Genomic DNA, 14,075 nt, shown 5'->3' on the forward strand with positions numbered 1-14,075 from the left:
CTAGATTGTTCCGCTGGGAGTAGGTGCGCGATGCAGAGTTGGCAGATGGCCGGGCCGGCGGGCTGGGAACAGCGGTTGCGACCCATGGTCACCGTGGTCCCGTACGTGCTGCTGGCCGTCATGGCCGCCCTGACCATCGCTTTCAAGCACGACCAGCCGGGCTCCCTCGCCATCGACCTCGCGCTCTGCGCGGCGGCCGCGGTGTGGACCCTTGCGCTCTTCACGCTGCATCCGGCATGGCGTGACCGGATCGGCGTGATGGGTGTCTTCCTGGCCGGCCTGATCCTGTTCGGGCTGGTCATGGTCCTGCGCAATCCGTGGTTCGGCTTATACACGCCGGCGCTGTACTTCTACGCGTACCGGATCATCGGCTGGCCGCGTGAGCTGTACTTCATCGCCGGCGTGGGGGTGGTGGCCGGCACGGCTCAGTCGGCCGGCCTGGACACCGGTTCCTGGGTCGGCCGACTGGAGTACCTGGGGATCCTGGGCGTCAACATCGCGCCGATGTGCCTGCTGGCCTGGATCGGCGAGATCGGCGCGCGGTACTACGCCTCCCGGGAGGCGGCGCTGCGCGAGGCCCGGGAGGCCAACGCGCGGCTGGCCGCGGCACTGGCCGAAAACGCGGCGCTGCAGGAACGGCTGGTCGACCAGGCCCGCGCGGCCGGCGTCATGGACGAGCGGGCCCGGATGGCCCGGGAGATCCACGACACGCTGGCCCAGGGCCTCACCGGCATCGTCACGCAGTTGCAGGCGGCCGAGCACGCGGCCGACGACCCCGCCGCGTGGCGCCGGCACCACGCGGCGGCGACCGCGCTGGCCCGGGAGAGCCTGACCGAGGCGCGGCGCTCGGTGAACGAGTTGCGCCCGGAGCCGCTGGAGACCGGCCGCCTGGCCGACGCCGTCACCGAGGTGGCGGCCACGTGGTCGGCCCGCCACGGCATCCCGGCCCAGGTCACCATCACCGGCGAAACCCGCAGCATGCGCCCGGAGGCCGAGGTCGCCCTGTTACGGATCGCCCAGGAGGCCTTGGCCAACGTCGCCAAGCATGCCGGCACCGCCGGCCGCGTCGGTCTCACCCTTTCCTACATGGACCATCAGGTGGCCCTCGACGTCCGCGACGACGGCCGCGGCTTCGACCCGACCGCCCGGGTCGAGCGCGACGGGGGCTTCGGATTGGTGGCGATGCGGCAGCGGATCGAGGCGTTGTCGGGCACGTTGCAGATCGAATCGGAGGTGGGAGGTGGGACCGGGATCTCGGCCTGCCTGCCCGCCGAGGCGCCGGAGGTGTTTTCGTGAGTGACCCGATCAAGCTGCTCGTCGCCGACGACCACCCGGTGGTGCGGGACGGGCTGAGCAGCATGTTCGCCCGCGACCCCGAGTTCACCGTGGTCGGCGAGGCGGCGGACGGGGCCGAGGCGGTCCGGCTGGCCGAGGCGCTCGGGCCGGACGTGATCCTGATGGACCTGCGGATGGCCGGCATGGACGGCGTCACCGCGATCGGCGAGCTGACCCGGCGCGGCGTGCCGGCCCGGGTTCTCGTGCTGACCACCTACGACACGGACAGCCACGTACTGCCCGCGATCGAGGCCGGCGCCACCGGCTACCTGCTCAAGGACGCGCCGCGGGACGAGCTGCTGCGCGCCGTACGCGCGGCCGCCCGCGGCGAGGTCGCGCTCTCACCGTCGGTCGCCGCCCGCCTGATGAGCCGGCTGCGCGCCCCGGCGCCGTCGACCGGCCCGTTGAGCCGGCGCGAGCTGGAGGTGCTGCGCCTGGTCGCGGCAGGCCACACCAACCGGGAGGCGGCCGCCCGGCTGTTCATCACCGAGGCCACGGTCAAGACGCACCTGCTCAACATCTACGCGAAGCTCGACGTCAACGACCGTGCCGCCGCGGTCGCGGAAGGTTACAACCGCGGCCTGCTCGCTGCTCCCGAGCGTCCGTGAATCGTCCCCCCGTCTTGTCTAGGCGGGAGGGCCGGTCCGGGAGGCGGCGGACAGCAGGGTGAGGGCGGCTTGGCGGGCGTGATCGCCCGCGCCCACCACATTGTGGTGCGCGGCGACGACCGTAGCGCCCTCAACCAGGATGAGCAGCTGCCGCCCCAGGAGGTGCGGATCCGCGGCTCCGGCTCGTTCGGCGATGCCGGTCAGGAGCTCCAGGTAGCGGTCGAGATGACGCGCGGTGATGGCGCGTACGGCCTCGACATGGTGCTGGGCGGCCGCGTTCAGCATCGCGCACCCGCGGAACACCGGCTCGTCGTACCACTGCCGCAGGGCGTCGAACACCGCGGCGAGCTGGTCGCGGGGATCGTCCCCGGCGGCAGCGGCTGCCCCGGCCAGCCACCGCGTCACCTGTTCACTGCGCTTGTGGAGAACCGCCTCGATGAGCCCGTCCTTGGTGCCGAAGTGCCGGTAGAGGGTCTCCTTGGACACACCGACGCGGGCGCATAGCTCGGCGACGCCGACGCCGTCGAGTCCGCGCTCGTACAGCAGCGGCATGGCCGCTTCGACGATGGTGGCGCGGGTGCAGGCCGGGTCGATCGTCGACCCTTTCGCGACTGGCATGAGAGAGATGGTACCGCTCGGTTCGATCTGATGCTAGCGTCGAGATCGTACCGATCGGTTCGACCTTGGAGCTTTCGATGACAGACCAGCTTGCCGCCGACCCGCCGGGTGACCCGGACATTTCGGCAACCACGCCCGCGATGACCTTCCTCGTCGCCGAGATGGACGCGGCCGGCGAATCGTGGCGGCCGGCCGGGCTCGCGCCCCTGCGGTACCTATGAGAGCGCTGCGGCTGGCTTTCGGCACCGCCTCCGCGCTCGGGCTCGCGCGGTTCGCGTACGGCCTGCTCATCCCGGCCATGCGCGACGACCTGGGCTGGAGCCTGACCGAAGCCGGGGTGATGAGCGCCGCCAACGGGCTCGGCTACCTGGTCGGCGCGCTGGTCACGCCCGCCGTCCAGCGCCGGCTCGGCGCCACCGCCGCCTTCCGCTGGGGGATGGTTCTCACCGCGGTGGCACTGGCCGCCACCGCGGTCAGTGGCGACTTTCCGGCGCAGCTGGCCGCGCGGGCCGCCGCCGGGATGGCAGGGGCGCTGGTGTTCATCAGCGGTGGGGTGATCGCGGCGCGCATCGCGACCGACATCGCCTCCAGCACGCCCATCGTCGTCTACTTCGCCGGTACCGGGCTGGGCATCGTGTTCAGCGGCGCGACCATCCCGGCGCTGGGTGATCACTGGCAGTTGGCGTGCGCCGGCCTCGGCGTCGCCGCGGGTCTCGCGACGCTGGTCAGCTGGTCCGCCGCACGTACCGATGAGGGTGAAGACGCCCCGGCCGGCACGGTGCGGATGCTTCCGCTGTGGCGGATAGCCCTGGCCTACCTGCTGTTCGCCGCCGGATACATCACGTACATCACCTTCCTGTCCGCCTACCTCGCGGACCGGCACGCGTCGATCGCGCAGGTGACGCTCACCTGGACGGTGCTGGGGCTGGCCGTCGTGCTGGCGCCTTTCCTCTGGAGTCGGCCCATCACCGACTGGCCCGGCGGCAGGGCCCTCGCCGCGCTGCTCGCGCTCCTCGCCGGTGGAGCGGCACTCGCCCTGGCGTCCTCGGCACTGCCGGTCATCCTGGCCTCCGCGGTCGTCTACGGGGCGACGTTCATGAGCGTGCCCGCCGCCGTCACCGCGCTCATCAAAGCGAACACGCCGCCCGCGGAATGGACGGCCACGCTCGCGGCCTTCACCACGGTGTTCGCCGCCGGTCAGACCGCCGGACCGTGGCTCGCCGGGCTCCTCGCCGATCACACCTTCACCGGCGCCACCCTGGCCTGGACCGCCATCCTGTGCGCCGGGGCCGCCCTGATCGCCGCGACCGCGAGTCGTTCGCGCGTGGCCGCAACGCCCTGACCCCCGGATTGTTCGACAACCACTTCGACAACCATAAGGAGTACGACTATGACAACCTTCGTTCTGATCCCCGGCATGTGCCACGGCGGCTGGTGTTTCGACGAACTCGCCGAAGGGCTGCGCGCCCACGGACACCGCGCCCACCCGCTGACGTTGACCGGACTCAGCGAACGCGGCCACCTGCTGCATGGCGGAGTGAATCTCGACACGCACATTCAGGACGTGACCGGGGTACTGGCGGCCGAGAACATCCACGATGCCGTGCTGGTCGGTCACAGCTACGGGGGAATGGTGATCACAGGGGTCGCCGACCGCATGCCCGACCGGGTGAACGCCCTGGTGTACCTGGACGCCATGGTGCCCGGTGACGGCGACTCCTGCTGGAGCCTGGTCACCGATCGCGAGCGACAGTGGTACACGGACGTGACCGCGAGCGGCTACGGGGTACGACCACTGCCGTTCTTCGACACCCGGGCCACAGCCCACCCGCTCGCCTCGCTGTTCCAGCCGATCCGGTTGGCCGGCGACCTCACGCAGGTCCGGCGCCGGATCTACGCGTACGCCGCCGGGTGGGACGGCGAATCGCCCTTCACCTCCGTGTACCAACGGCTGCGCGAGGATTCCGCGTGGACGACGTACGCGCTCGACGGCGGGCACAACCTCATGCGGGACGCGCCGCTGGAGGTGCTGAAGATCCTGCTCGACGTCGGCTGACCTCGCTGATCACCCAAGATCCGGCGACTCTCCTGCGGACCGGGCGTTGGAAACACCTTCGGACGGCAGGCGCCCCGTCATGGGGCGCCTGCGTCGGCGTCGCCCGTATGCGCCGGCCAGTTGCGGAGCGCGACGTCGACGGTGTCGAGCACCCGGCTCCAGGATTCGTCCGCGCCGCGAGGATGATGGCGGAAGCCGCCTGCCTGTTCCAGGCTCACGAACCCGTGGAAGGTGCTGCCCAGCAACCGGACCGCGTCGGTCTGGTCGGGCTCCGCCAGTGAGTAGCCCCGGAGGATCGCCCGCGTCATGTCCGAGTGCCGGCGCGCCGCGCTCGCCGCAGCGGTCTCCGGGTCGAGTTCGACCTGCATCGCCGTGTACCTGCCCGGGTGTTCCTTGGCGTAGTCGCGATAGGCGTTGGCGAAGGCGACCAGTGCGTCCTTGCCCGCCCGGCCGGCCAGCGCCGTCGCGACCCGGTCGGCGAGCTCGGCCAGCGCCAGTACGGCCACCCGAACCCGTAGCTCGTGCGCGTTCCTGATGTGCGAGTACAGACTCGCGTCCCTCACGCCGAATCTGCGCGCGAGCTCGGAGACGGTGACGTTCTCCAATCCCACCTCGTCGGCCAGTTCGGCCGCCGCCTCGGCCAGCCGTTCGACGGTCACTCCGGCACGCGCCATGGGCACCCTGCTTCCTAGGACTCCTAGCAATATACATAATGAGTTGCTGCTGCAAAATACGGCGGCTAGCTTTTCGGCTATGAGACCGATTTCCGAGCGCGAGATCCGCGCCTCTTTCGTCAACTGCACCAAGGGCGAGGCCAAACGCCTCGTCATACCCAGGGACCTTGACGCGCGGCCATGGGACGACCTGGACTTTCTGGGCTGGCAAGACCCCTCATTCCCCGGCCGTGCCTACCTGGTCGCCGAGCACGGTGACCGGCTGGTCGGGGTGGCGCTGCGACGGGCCACCCCGCATGCCGGACATGCGCGGCGCAGCATGTGCTCGCTCTGCCTGACCATGCACACCGGCGATGGCGTGGCGCTGTTGACCGCCCGCCGTACCAGCGGCGACGGCAACTCCGTGGGGGCCTACATCTGCACCGACCTGGCCTGTTCCCTCTACCTGCGTGGCAAGAAGGACGTCGGGCCAGGTGGGCGGATGCCCGAGTCACTCACGCTCGAAGAGAAGATCGACAGGACCGCGGTCAACGTGACCGAGTTCCTCCAGAAGGTGACCCAGTGATCGACCAGAAGGTGACCCAGTGATCGACGTCCCCATCGCGTCCGGCCGCGCGCGTCGGGGGTGCGACGCCGTTACAGCGGCTCGCCGAGCGGTCCGTAGTCGGCCTCCAGGGCGGAGGCCCAGTGGGCGGCGAAATCCGGCTGCGTGCCGTCGGTGTCGGTGAACCCGTACTCCTTGTACAGATCCCAGGTGGCCAGCGCCCGCCCGGTCCTGCGCATGATGTCGGGATCCGCGGCCAGCGCGGCGACCGCCCGGCCGAGGTACGCCGGTGTCTCGGAGTGGGCGAAGTTGGGGTCCTTCGCCGCGCCGTCCCGCCAGTTGTCCTCGGTGACCCCGAAGTGGTCGAGCATCGCCTCGGAACGGAGAAAACCCGGCGTGATCGCCACGGCCGCCACGCCGTACGGCTTCAGCTCGGCCGCCTGCGCGACGGCGAGGCGGATCACCGCGGCCTTCGCCAGGTCGTAGAAGAACGACCCGCGATAGCGGGCGGTGTTGCCGTCGGTGACCTCCACGACCAGACCGGTCCGGCACGTGACCATCAGCGGAAGCGCGTGACGGCTGGTGATCACATGGGTCTCGACCGCCTGACGCAGCAGCCGCAGGCCGGTGTCCAGGTCCTGCTCCCAGAGCGGGTGCTCCCAGTCGGTCAACGGGTCGCCGCCCCACACGGAGTTGACCAGGATGTCCAGCCGCCCATCCTGCTCGGCCGCGATCCGGTCGACGAGGGCGCGGACCTCATCCGGGCGGCTGTGGTCGGTCCGGATCGGGATGCCGACGCCGCCTGCGGCGGTGATCCGCTCCGCCGTCTCTTCGATCGTCTCCGCACGCCCCAGGTCGGAGCGTCCTGCGGCGCTGCTGCGGCCGGTGACGTAGACCGTCGCGCCCGCGGCGCCGAGCTCGACGGCGATGCCCCGCCCTCCGCCCCGGGTGCCCCCGGCCACCAGGGCGACCTTTCCGGCGAGTGGCGGTGCGTCGTACATCATGATTCCTCCCGATCGGTGCTGTCGTTCAGGTGAGGGGACAGCACGGTGGCGACCTCCCGCCGGAGCCGCTGCGCCAGCGTGCCCTGACGGTCGAGCGCCCAGGTCAGGCCCGCCCCGGCGACGATCGCCTGTACGGTCCCAGCCAGGGCCGCGGCGTCGGTTCCGGCGCGAAGCTCGCCCGCCGACACGGCCTCCGCCAGCAGTGCCTCGATCGCCCGACCCTGGGCCAGATGAACGGCCAGGGCGTGCTCGTGGAACTCCGGATCCGTGAGGTCGATGCACAGGAACGCCAGATGGTTGGCGAAGCTCTCGGGCGTGGCCATCTGGGCCATCGACTCCGTCACCAGAGCCTCCAGGGCGGCGAGAGCCGAACGGTGCTCCCGCCGTACACGCTCGGGCTGTGCGTCGGCGTACTTCGCGGAATGCTCGGCCAGCGCCAGGAGCAGGCCGCGCTTGGACCCGAAACGCTGCACGAGCGTGCCGGGGACCAGCCCCACCTCGCGTGCCACGACCGAGAGGGTGAGCTTCGCGGGGCCCACCCTGCCGATCACCTCGGCCGCCGCGCGCAAGATCGCCGCGTCGTCGATCCCTCGAGGACGTCCTGCCACCACTGCTTCCCCTCATTAATAAATGCCTGTTCATTTATTAAATCGGCCCCCGGGCCATATCGCAAGCCGGGATGTCCGCCGCGTGGCCGAGGAGCCGATGGTCAGCTCCTGGTCAGCTCGTACGTCTGGCCACCATCTGGGGCCCGGTAGCAATCGCGGAAAATCCAACGAAGACCGGCAAGAACGCGGGTAAGTCCCCCTCGGTCGCCTCGGTGTACCGGGCGCTCACCGAGGCGGGGGAGTGGCGGGCTGGGCACCACATCTGACCAGCGATTACGCGTGGCCACGGCCCCCTTTTCTGGCGTATCCGGTGCCCCACCCCCACGAGGGCCGTCGTCATCCGAGGCAGGAGCGGACGGCCTTGGCCAGGTTCGCTGCCCGCGGGTCGTCGGGCCGATAGTTCCAGAGGTTCGTCACATAGGCGAAGCCGACACCGGCATCGGGGTCGGCGAAGCCGATCGATCCGCCGGAGCCCGGGTGACCGAACGCCGCCGGCCCGGTCAGCGGCATCGGCGGGCAGGCCCGCCAGAACCCGAGCGACATGTAAAAGGAGCGGTCGGCCGGGAGGTTCAGCCCCGGCGGCAGTCCGTGCATCGGCGTCCTGTCGGTCTGGACGACGGTCATCCTCTCGACCGTCGACGGTTCGAGCAGCCGCACCCCATCGACGTCGCTGACCGTGGCGGCATACATCCGCGCCACCGATCGGGCATCCGCGAGCATGTTCGCGGCCGGGAACTCGGCCGCGCGCCAGGCACGCGTGGCGTAGACCTCGGGGTCGGTCAAGGCGCCGCCGAGCTCGCCGGCGCGGGCCTGGACCGAACCCGGAGCCCACACGGCGTTCACCCAGGCGGTGACCGTCTCCGCATCGAGTCCGGTCGTCGCGATCAGCCCGGCCAGCAGCTCCTCCACGCTGAACGGGGCGGCATCGTGGAGCCGGGCCACCCGCTTCTCTTCCTTCTCGGGCAGCCCGATCCAGGCGCTCAGCCCGAGAGGGGCGGCCACCTCCTCGGCGAAGAACGTGCCGAGCGACTTGCCGGTGATGCGGCGTACGACCTCCCCGACCAGGAACCCGTACGTGACGCTGTGATACACGTGCTCGGTGCCCGGCTGCCACAGCGGCTTCTGCACTTCGAGCGCGCGGATGACCGGGTGCCAGGCGCACGCCTGCTCGAAGGTCAGCGGCCCGTCGACGATCGGCAGACCGGCCTGGTGCGACAGTAACCAGCGCACCGGGATCTGCTCCTTGCCAGCGGCGCCGAACTCCGGCCAGTACCGGGCCACCGGGGCGTCCAGATCCAGCTCACCGCGCTGGACGAGCATGTGGGCACAGATGGCGGTGGCACCTTTCGTCGTGGAGGCCACCTGGACGATGGTGTTCCTGCGCCACGGCCGATTCGCCTCGCGATCGGCCAGGCCGCCCCACAGGTTGACCACGGGGCGGCCGCCCACGTAGACGCTGCACGCCGCACCGACCTCGCCCAGGTTTCTGAAGTTCGCACGGAACGCGTCGGCGACCTTTCCCCAGCCGTGCTCGACACCGCGCTCGCCATCGCCACCACCACCGCTCACGGAGGCGTAGGCGCGGCCGCCGAGGGCGGCATGTGCGCCGGCGAGCGCGCCGGCGCCCAGCACGCCCCTCAACACGGTCCGACGCCCGACGTGTCCCTGTTCGGGTGTCCCGCTTGTTGTGTCTGCCATGCTGGGATTCCTTTCTAGAGAGCTGAAACTCAGAGATCTGAGACTTCTGGAGAAGACGTTCGCTCTGGTCGACCGGGACGGTCCGCGTTACTGAACGGCACGGCAAGAGCGGTGTGCGAGGAGCACGAGCGGTTTCTGGCGAAAGGCGACCCGGCCGTCAGCCCCAGGCCGTCGTCTCGCTCCGGCTCGTACTGGGTGGCGCCGCTCAGGGGGAGGCCGCTGATGAAGCGTGTCCCGACTGTTCGGGCGCGGCACGAGATTCCCGTGAGTCGCGGTGAATCCGCAGTGAACATCCCGACCTGTGGGGGCACGGGATGGGACAGGCGCTGGTCAGCATCGCGCGAGTGATGCTTAGGAGGTGAAGCGTCCGGCCCGTACGAACCCTCGCCTGTCATCGGTTCGTGGTTACGCGTCCCAGGTGACCGGGAGGCTCTTGACGCCGTAGATGTCGGCGGTCTCCGGGCGCAGGGCGACCTCGTCGGCCGGTACGGCCAGCCGCAGCGTGGGGAAGCGGTTGATCAGCGCGGGGAGCGCGACCCGCATCTCCACCCGGGCCAGCTGCTGGCCCAGGCACTGGTGGATGCCGTGACCGAAGGCCAGGTGCCCGCCGTCCTGCCTGCGCAGGTCGAGCACGTGGGGGTCGGTGAAGCGCTCGGGGTCGCGGTTGGCGGTGCCGTAGGACAGGATGACCGCCGTACCGGCCTTGATGGTCTGGCCGCCCAACTCGACGTCCTCCAGCGCCGTCCTCATGAACGTCTTGGCGACGCTCAGATACCGCAGCAGCTCCTCCACGGCCCCGTCGGTGAGCGCGGGCTCGGCGCGCAGCGCGGCCAGCTGCTCCGGGTTGCGCAGCAGCGCGAAGGTGCCCAGCGCCAGCATGTTCGCGGTGGTGTCGAACCCGGCCGACAGCAGGATCAGGGCCACCCCCCGCAGTTCCTCATCGGTCAGGTCGCTGTCGAGCAGGTCGCTGAGCACGTCGTCGGTGGGGTTGGCGCGCTTGGCGGCCACCAGCTCCGCGAGGTAGTGCTGGGTCGCGATGTAGGCCGCGACCAGTTCCTCGTCGCCGGCCTCCCCGCCGAGGAACGTGTCGATGTTCTCCTGGAAACGGCCGCGGTCCTCGTACGGCACGCCCAGCAGCTCGCAGATGATGATGGAGGGAATGGGCTTGGCGAAGGCGGTCACCAGGTCAGCCGTCGGCCCGGCCTTCTCCATCGCGTCCAGGTGCTCGGCGGTGATCCGCTCGATCCGCTCGGTGAGCAGCCGCATCCGCCGTACGGTGAACTTGCCCACCAGCGGCTTGCGGTAGCGGCTGTGCTGGGGCTCGTCCATGAGCAGGAACTCGCCGGGCGGCGCCGGGGGGACCTCGATGTCGCCGTAGTCGACGGTCGGGTGGTGGCGCATGAGCTCCTTGCGCGAGCTGAACCGCAGGTCGGCCAGCACCGCCCTGACCAGGTCGAACCCGGTGACCAGCCAGCCCTGGTGCCCGTCGGGGAAGGTGAATCGGCTGATCGGGCCGTGCTCGCGGATCTCGATCAGCTCCTTGGGCGGGTCGAAGGGACAGCCGGGCTGACGCGCCGCCGGCATCGCCGTGAGGGTATGGACAAAATCGTTCATGAGCTTTCCTTTCGATGTGCAGACACGCGACCGACCTAGGAGATCTTGCGGCGGTACGTGGTCATGGCGAAGCCGTACGCGACGATGAGGATGCCGACGCACCAGGCGAGGGCGATCCAGATGTCGGTGCCGACCGGCTGCCCGGTGAACAGGGCGCGGATGGCGTTGACGATGGAGGTCACCGGCTGGTTCTCGGCGAAGACGCGCACCGGGCCGGGCATGGTGTCGGTGGGCACGAACGCCGAGCTGAGGAACGGCAGGAAGATGAGCGGGTAGGAGAACGCGCTCGCGCCTTCCATGGTCTTGGCGGACAGGCCGGGGATGACGGCGATCCAGGTCAACGCCAGGGTGAAGAGGATCAGGATGCCCGCCACCGACAGCCACGCCGGCACTCCCGCCGAGGAGCGGAAGCCCATGAGCAGGGCCACGAGCGTCACGACCACGAGCGAGATCAGATTGGCGACCAGCGAGGTCAGCACGTGCGCCCACAGCACCGATGACCGCGCGGTCGGCATGGACTGGAAGCGCTCGAAGATCCCGCCCTTCATGTCCATGAACAGCCGGTACGCGGTGTAGGCGATGCCGGAGGCGACCGTGATGAGCAGGATGCCGGGCAGCATGTAATTCACATACGAATCCGACCCTGTTCTGATCGCACCGCCGAACACGTAGACGAACATCAGCATCATGGCGATCGGCATGATCGCGGTCGTGATGATGGTGTCCGGGCTGCGCGTGATGTGGCGCAGGGATCGTCCCAGCAGGACGGCGGTGTCGCCGAAGAAATGCTTGCTCATCGTTGTTCCTTATGCCTTCGTGCCGACGAGGGTGAGGAAGACGTCCTCGAGGGTCGGCTGCTTTTCGACGTATTCGACCTTGGCGGGCGGAAGCAGTCGCTTGAGCTCGGCCAGGGTGCCGTTGACGATGATCCGGCCCTCGTGGAGGATCGCGATCCGGTCGGCGAGTTGTTCGGCCTCGTCCAGGTACTGCGTGGTGAGCAGCACCGTCGTGCCCTGGTCGGCGAGTTCCTTGACGGCCTGCCACACCTCGATGCGCGCCTGGGGGTCGAGCCCGGTCGTCGGCTCGTCGAGGAAGATGACCGGCGGATTCCCGATGAGGCTCATCGCGATGTCGAGGCGGCGGCGCATGCCACCCGAGTACGTCGACACTTTCCGCGCGCCCGCGTCGGTCAGCGAGAAACGCGCGAGCAGGCCATCCGCGATCTCGCCCGGACTCTTGAGGTGTCGCAGCCGGGCGACCAGCACGAGGTTCTCCCGCCCGGTGAGGATCTCGTCGACGGCGGCGAACTGCCCCGTGAGGCTGATGGACTCCCGTACGTCCGCGGCCTGCGTGGCGACGTCGAAGCCGTTCACGCGGGCCGTCCCCGCGTCGGCCTTGAGCAGCGTGGACAGGATCTTCACGACCGTGGTCTTGCCCGCCCCGTTGGAGCCGAGCAGGGCGAAGATGCTGCCCCGCGCCACGTCGAAGTCCACGCCGCGCAGCACCCGCAGTTCCTTGTACGCCTTCTCCAGGCCCTGCACCTGGATCGCCGCAGCTTGCTGGGTCGTCATCACTCTGTCCTGTCCTTTGTCGTGGTGTTCTCGCCGGCGGCGCGCGCGATGGCGCTGGTGAAGCGGTTGCGCTCCCGGGTCCTGTACTGGCCGAGGGGGTAGTTGGCCATGAACGCCTCGACGAACTCCACCGGGTCCGCGCCGAAGATGTCGCGGATCGGGGTGCCGTCCGCAGCGCCCTGCTCGAACAGCTCGGCGAGGTCGTCGTACATCGCCATCGCACCGGCGCCGTCGGCCGGCCCGAAGTGCATCAGGTACCGCTCCAGTGCTTCGACCGCGATGCGGTAGTTCTCGGGAAGCTGCCTGATGCGTGCCTTGTACTGCCGGTAGCGCTTCTTCTCCTCCAGTGATCCGGTGACGATCTCCAGGTACTGCAGGTAGCGGCTCTTGGGCTCGTTTGATCCTGTAGTCATGTCTGCTTGCCTCCCTTGCGGAGCTGTTCGAGCCGGCCGGCCAGGAAGCTCCAGGTCCGCCAGAACTCTTCGAGGTACTCCCGTCCCTGAGCGTTGAGGGAGTACACCTTGCGCGGCGGCCCCTTCTCCGACGGGACCTTCTCCACGTCGACCAGGCCGCGCTGCTCGATCCTGACCAGCAGCGCGTAGATGGTGCCCTCGGCGATGTCGGAGAAGCCCTGCTCTCGCAGCCACGCCGTGATCTCGTAGCCGTACGCGGGCCGGCCGGACAGGATCGCCAGGACGATGCCCTCGAGCGTTCCCTTGAGCATCTCCGTCACGAGCTTGCCCATGGAACTCCTCTTTCAGCTACTTTGTGACGCTAGCTACCGGTACAAAGTAACACTTACTACTGGTACCTAGCAACACCGAATAGCTGAGATGTAAAACGGAGGATTGCGCGTGTGGGTGCGGGCGGCATGATCGCTGTTCGTGAGCGCGTCCGGCATCCCTTGGGCCAAGACGGGCTCGTCGGCCCACTGGAGAGTTCGATCGTCGCGGACGAGGCGGGAGCGCCCGCGACCATGAGTGCGCGATCGCTGAACGGTTCATGGCAACCACCATCACCGAAAGCGCTGATACCAGGCCGTCGCCGTGCTGACACGGCCGCCGACACGACACCGCAGCAGGCCTGCGCACCGCCGGGGCATCCGCCGGCCTGGCACGCCTCCCAAGGGGCGGTTCGGCGTTTACGGGATCTTCCCCGATGTCGTCGCGGATCGGGATCCCGTTCAGCCGCGCTCTGCTACGACAGGCGCGGCCTCGGGAGGGTGTTCAAGCACCCCCTGGGGGTCCGTCCAACGGAACGGCGCCTTCTCGCGGAAGACGCGCACGTGGCCATCGGACTGCGAGAGCTCCACGATCGCCCCTCCGGCGCCGACCAAGGTCCGACTTCAGCGGCTACCCGGTCCTACTGCTCTACCGCACAGCCCGGCGCCCGCCGGCGCCTTGGGTCGGCGACAGGTGTTACTTCCCGGCCGTGCCGGGTTTCCCGCTGATGGACTCCTGATAGATGTCCGCGTAGGTGCGCGAGTCCTTGACCAGGTCGTCGCAGAAGGCGGCGACGTCGTTGCCGATGAGTTCCAGGACTCCCTTTCCGGCCGCGACGCCCTCCTCGAAGAAATCGACGATCCCTGAGAGCAGGCGCCCGTCAGGCAGGTCGATCGGTCCGACCTTGAAGAGGTACCTCTGAATCTCCTTGTAGACGATCTGGTAGTCCGACGGGAGCGCCTTGACCCGGGCCATGTGCGCCCGCCACTGCTTCTTGCCCGCGATGATGTCCTGGATGCCCAC

Annotated in this window: 17 protein-coding genes; 6 read left to right on the top strand and 11 right to left on the bottom strand. The window is 69.3% G+C overall.

The annotated features are described in order from the left end of the window. Positions 1-30 precede the first annotated feature (30 nt). The gene (locus IMZ11_RS10830; protein ID WP_228640215.1) at positions 31-1,296 is read left to right on the top strand and encodes a sensor histidine kinase; all 1,266 of its coding nucleotides are present in this window, start codon (positions 31-33) and stop codon (positions 1,294-1,296) included. Beyond that, positions 1,293-1,943: a response regulator transcription factor gene (locus IMZ11_RS10835; RefSeq protein WP_228640217.1), complete on the top strand. Its 651-nt coding sequence runs from the start codon at positions 1,293-1,295 to the stop codon at positions 1,941-1,943. The genes IMZ11_RS10830 and IMZ11_RS10835 overlap by 4 nt, the downstream gene beginning before the upstream one ends. A gap of 18 nt (positions 1,944-1,961) precedes the next feature. Here IMZ11_RS10835 and IMZ11_RS10840 read toward each other — a convergent pair whose 3' ends face one another. Continuing rightward, complete coding sequence (locus IMZ11_RS10840) at positions 1,962-2,561, bottom strand: TetR/AcrR family transcriptional regulator (RefSeq protein ID WP_228640219.1); 600 nt, start codon at positions 2,559-2,561, stop codon at positions 1,962-1,964. A 77-nt stretch (positions 2,562-2,638) separates the two neighbouring features. Here IMZ11_RS10840 and IMZ11_RS10845 point away from each other — a divergent pair, with 77 nt between their 5' ends. The 3 genes from IMZ11_RS10845 to IMZ11_RS10855 are packed head-to-tail and all read left to right on the top strand — an operon-like array spanning position 2,639 to position 4,617. Then, entirely contained in the window at positions 2,639-2,782 is a 144-nt protein-coding gene (locus IMZ11_RS10845) for a hypothetical protein (RefSeq protein WP_228640221.1), read from the top strand. Continuing rightward, positions 2,779-3,903, top strand: a complete 1,125-nt coding sequence (locus tag IMZ11_RS10850) for a YbfB/YjiJ family MFS transporter (protein WP_228640223.1) — start codon at positions 2,779-2,781, stop codon at positions 3,901-3,903. The genes IMZ11_RS10845 and IMZ11_RS10850 overlap by 4 nt, the downstream gene beginning before the upstream one ends. Before the next feature lie 48 nt (positions 3,904-3,951). After that, positions 3,952-4,617 carry an alpha/beta fold hydrolase gene (locus tag IMZ11_RS10855; RefSeq protein WP_228640226.1) on the top strand — a complete coding sequence of 222 codons (666 nt, stop codon included), beginning with the start codon at positions 3,952-3,954 and terminating at the stop codon, positions 4,615-4,617. Positions 4,618-4,694: 77 nt separating this feature from the next. On the opposite strand, the gene IMZ11_RS10860 is transcribed toward IMZ11_RS10855, so the two are convergent. Further along, complete coding sequence (locus IMZ11_RS10860) at positions 4,695-5,291, bottom strand: TetR/AcrR family transcriptional regulator (RefSeq protein ID WP_228640228.1); 597 nt, start codon at positions 5,289-5,291, stop codon at positions 4,695-4,697. Between the two features lie 79 nt (positions 5,292-5,370). On the opposite strand from IMZ11_RS10860, the gene IMZ11_RS10865 reads away from it, so the two are divergent. Then, a complete protein-coding gene (locus IMZ11_RS10865; protein ID WP_228640230.1) occupies positions 5,371-5,856 on the top strand; it encodes an FBP domain-containing protein in 486 nt (161 codons plus the stop codon). A gap of 71 nt (positions 5,857-5,927) precedes the next feature. On the opposite strand, the gene IMZ11_RS10870 is transcribed toward IMZ11_RS10865, so the two are convergent. The 9 genes from IMZ11_RS10870 to IMZ11_RS10910 all read right to left on the bottom strand — a co-directional run bounded on the left by IMZ11_RS10870 (position 5,928) and on the right by IMZ11_RS10910 (position 14,075). Further along, entirely contained in the window at positions 5,928-6,839 is a 912-nt protein-coding gene (locus IMZ11_RS10870; protein WP_228640233.1) for an SDR family oxidoreductase, read from the bottom strand. Beyond that, complete coding sequence (locus tag IMZ11_RS10875; RefSeq protein WP_228640235.1) at positions 6,836-7,447, bottom strand: TetR/AcrR family transcriptional regulator; 612 nt, start codon at positions 7,445-7,447, stop codon at positions 6,836-6,838. The genes IMZ11_RS10870 and IMZ11_RS10875 overlap by 4 nt, the downstream gene beginning before the upstream one ends. 336 nt (positions 7,448-7,783) lie before the next feature. Then, positions 7,784-9,145 carry a serine hydrolase gene (locus IMZ11_RS10880; protein ID WP_228640237.1) on the bottom strand — a complete coding sequence of 454 codons (1,362 nt, stop codon included), beginning with the start codon at positions 9,143-9,145 and terminating at the stop codon, positions 7,784-7,786. A 405-nt stretch (positions 9,146-9,550) separates the two neighbouring features. Continuing rightward, a complete protein-coding gene (locus IMZ11_RS10885; protein WP_228640239.1) occupies positions 9,551-10,759 on the bottom strand; it encodes a cytochrome P450 in 1,209 nt (402 codons plus the stop codon). A gap of 35 nt (positions 10,760-10,794) precedes the next feature. Beyond that, complete coding sequence (locus IMZ11_RS10890) at positions 10,795-11,556, bottom strand: ABC transporter permease (protein ID WP_061258495.1); 762 nt, start codon at positions 11,554-11,556, stop codon at positions 10,795-10,797. A gap of 9 nt (positions 11,557-11,565) precedes the next feature. Next, the gene (locus IMZ11_RS10895; RefSeq protein ID WP_228640241.1) at positions 11,566-12,330 is read right to left on the bottom strand and encodes an ABC transporter ATP-binding protein; all 765 of its coding nucleotides are present in this window, start codon (positions 12,328-12,330) and stop codon (positions 11,566-11,568) included. After that, positions 12,330-12,743: a DUF1048 domain-containing protein gene (locus IMZ11_RS10900; protein WP_228640243.1), complete on the bottom strand. Its 414-nt coding sequence runs from the start codon at positions 12,741-12,743 to the stop codon at positions 12,330-12,332. The genes IMZ11_RS10895 and IMZ11_RS10900 overlap by 1 nt, the downstream gene beginning before the upstream one ends. Beyond that, complete coding sequence (locus IMZ11_RS10905) at positions 12,740-13,075, bottom strand: PadR family transcriptional regulator (RefSeq protein WP_228640245.1); 336 nt, start codon at positions 13,073-13,075, stop codon at positions 12,740-12,742. The genes IMZ11_RS10900 and IMZ11_RS10905 overlap by 4 nt, the downstream gene beginning before the upstream one ends. A 673-nt stretch (positions 13,076-13,748) precedes the next feature. Next, on the bottom strand, positions 13,749-14,075 hold the full coding sequence (locus tag IMZ11_RS10910) for a DUF1048 domain-containing protein (protein ID WP_061258499.1): 327 nt from the start codon (positions 14,073-14,075) through the stop codon (positions 13,749-13,751).

This window comes from Microtetraspora sp. AC03309 (assembly GCF_020826795.1).
Classification (GTDB): Bacteria; Actinomycetota; Actinomycetes; order Streptosporangiales; family Streptosporangiaceae; genus Microtetraspora; species Microtetraspora glauca.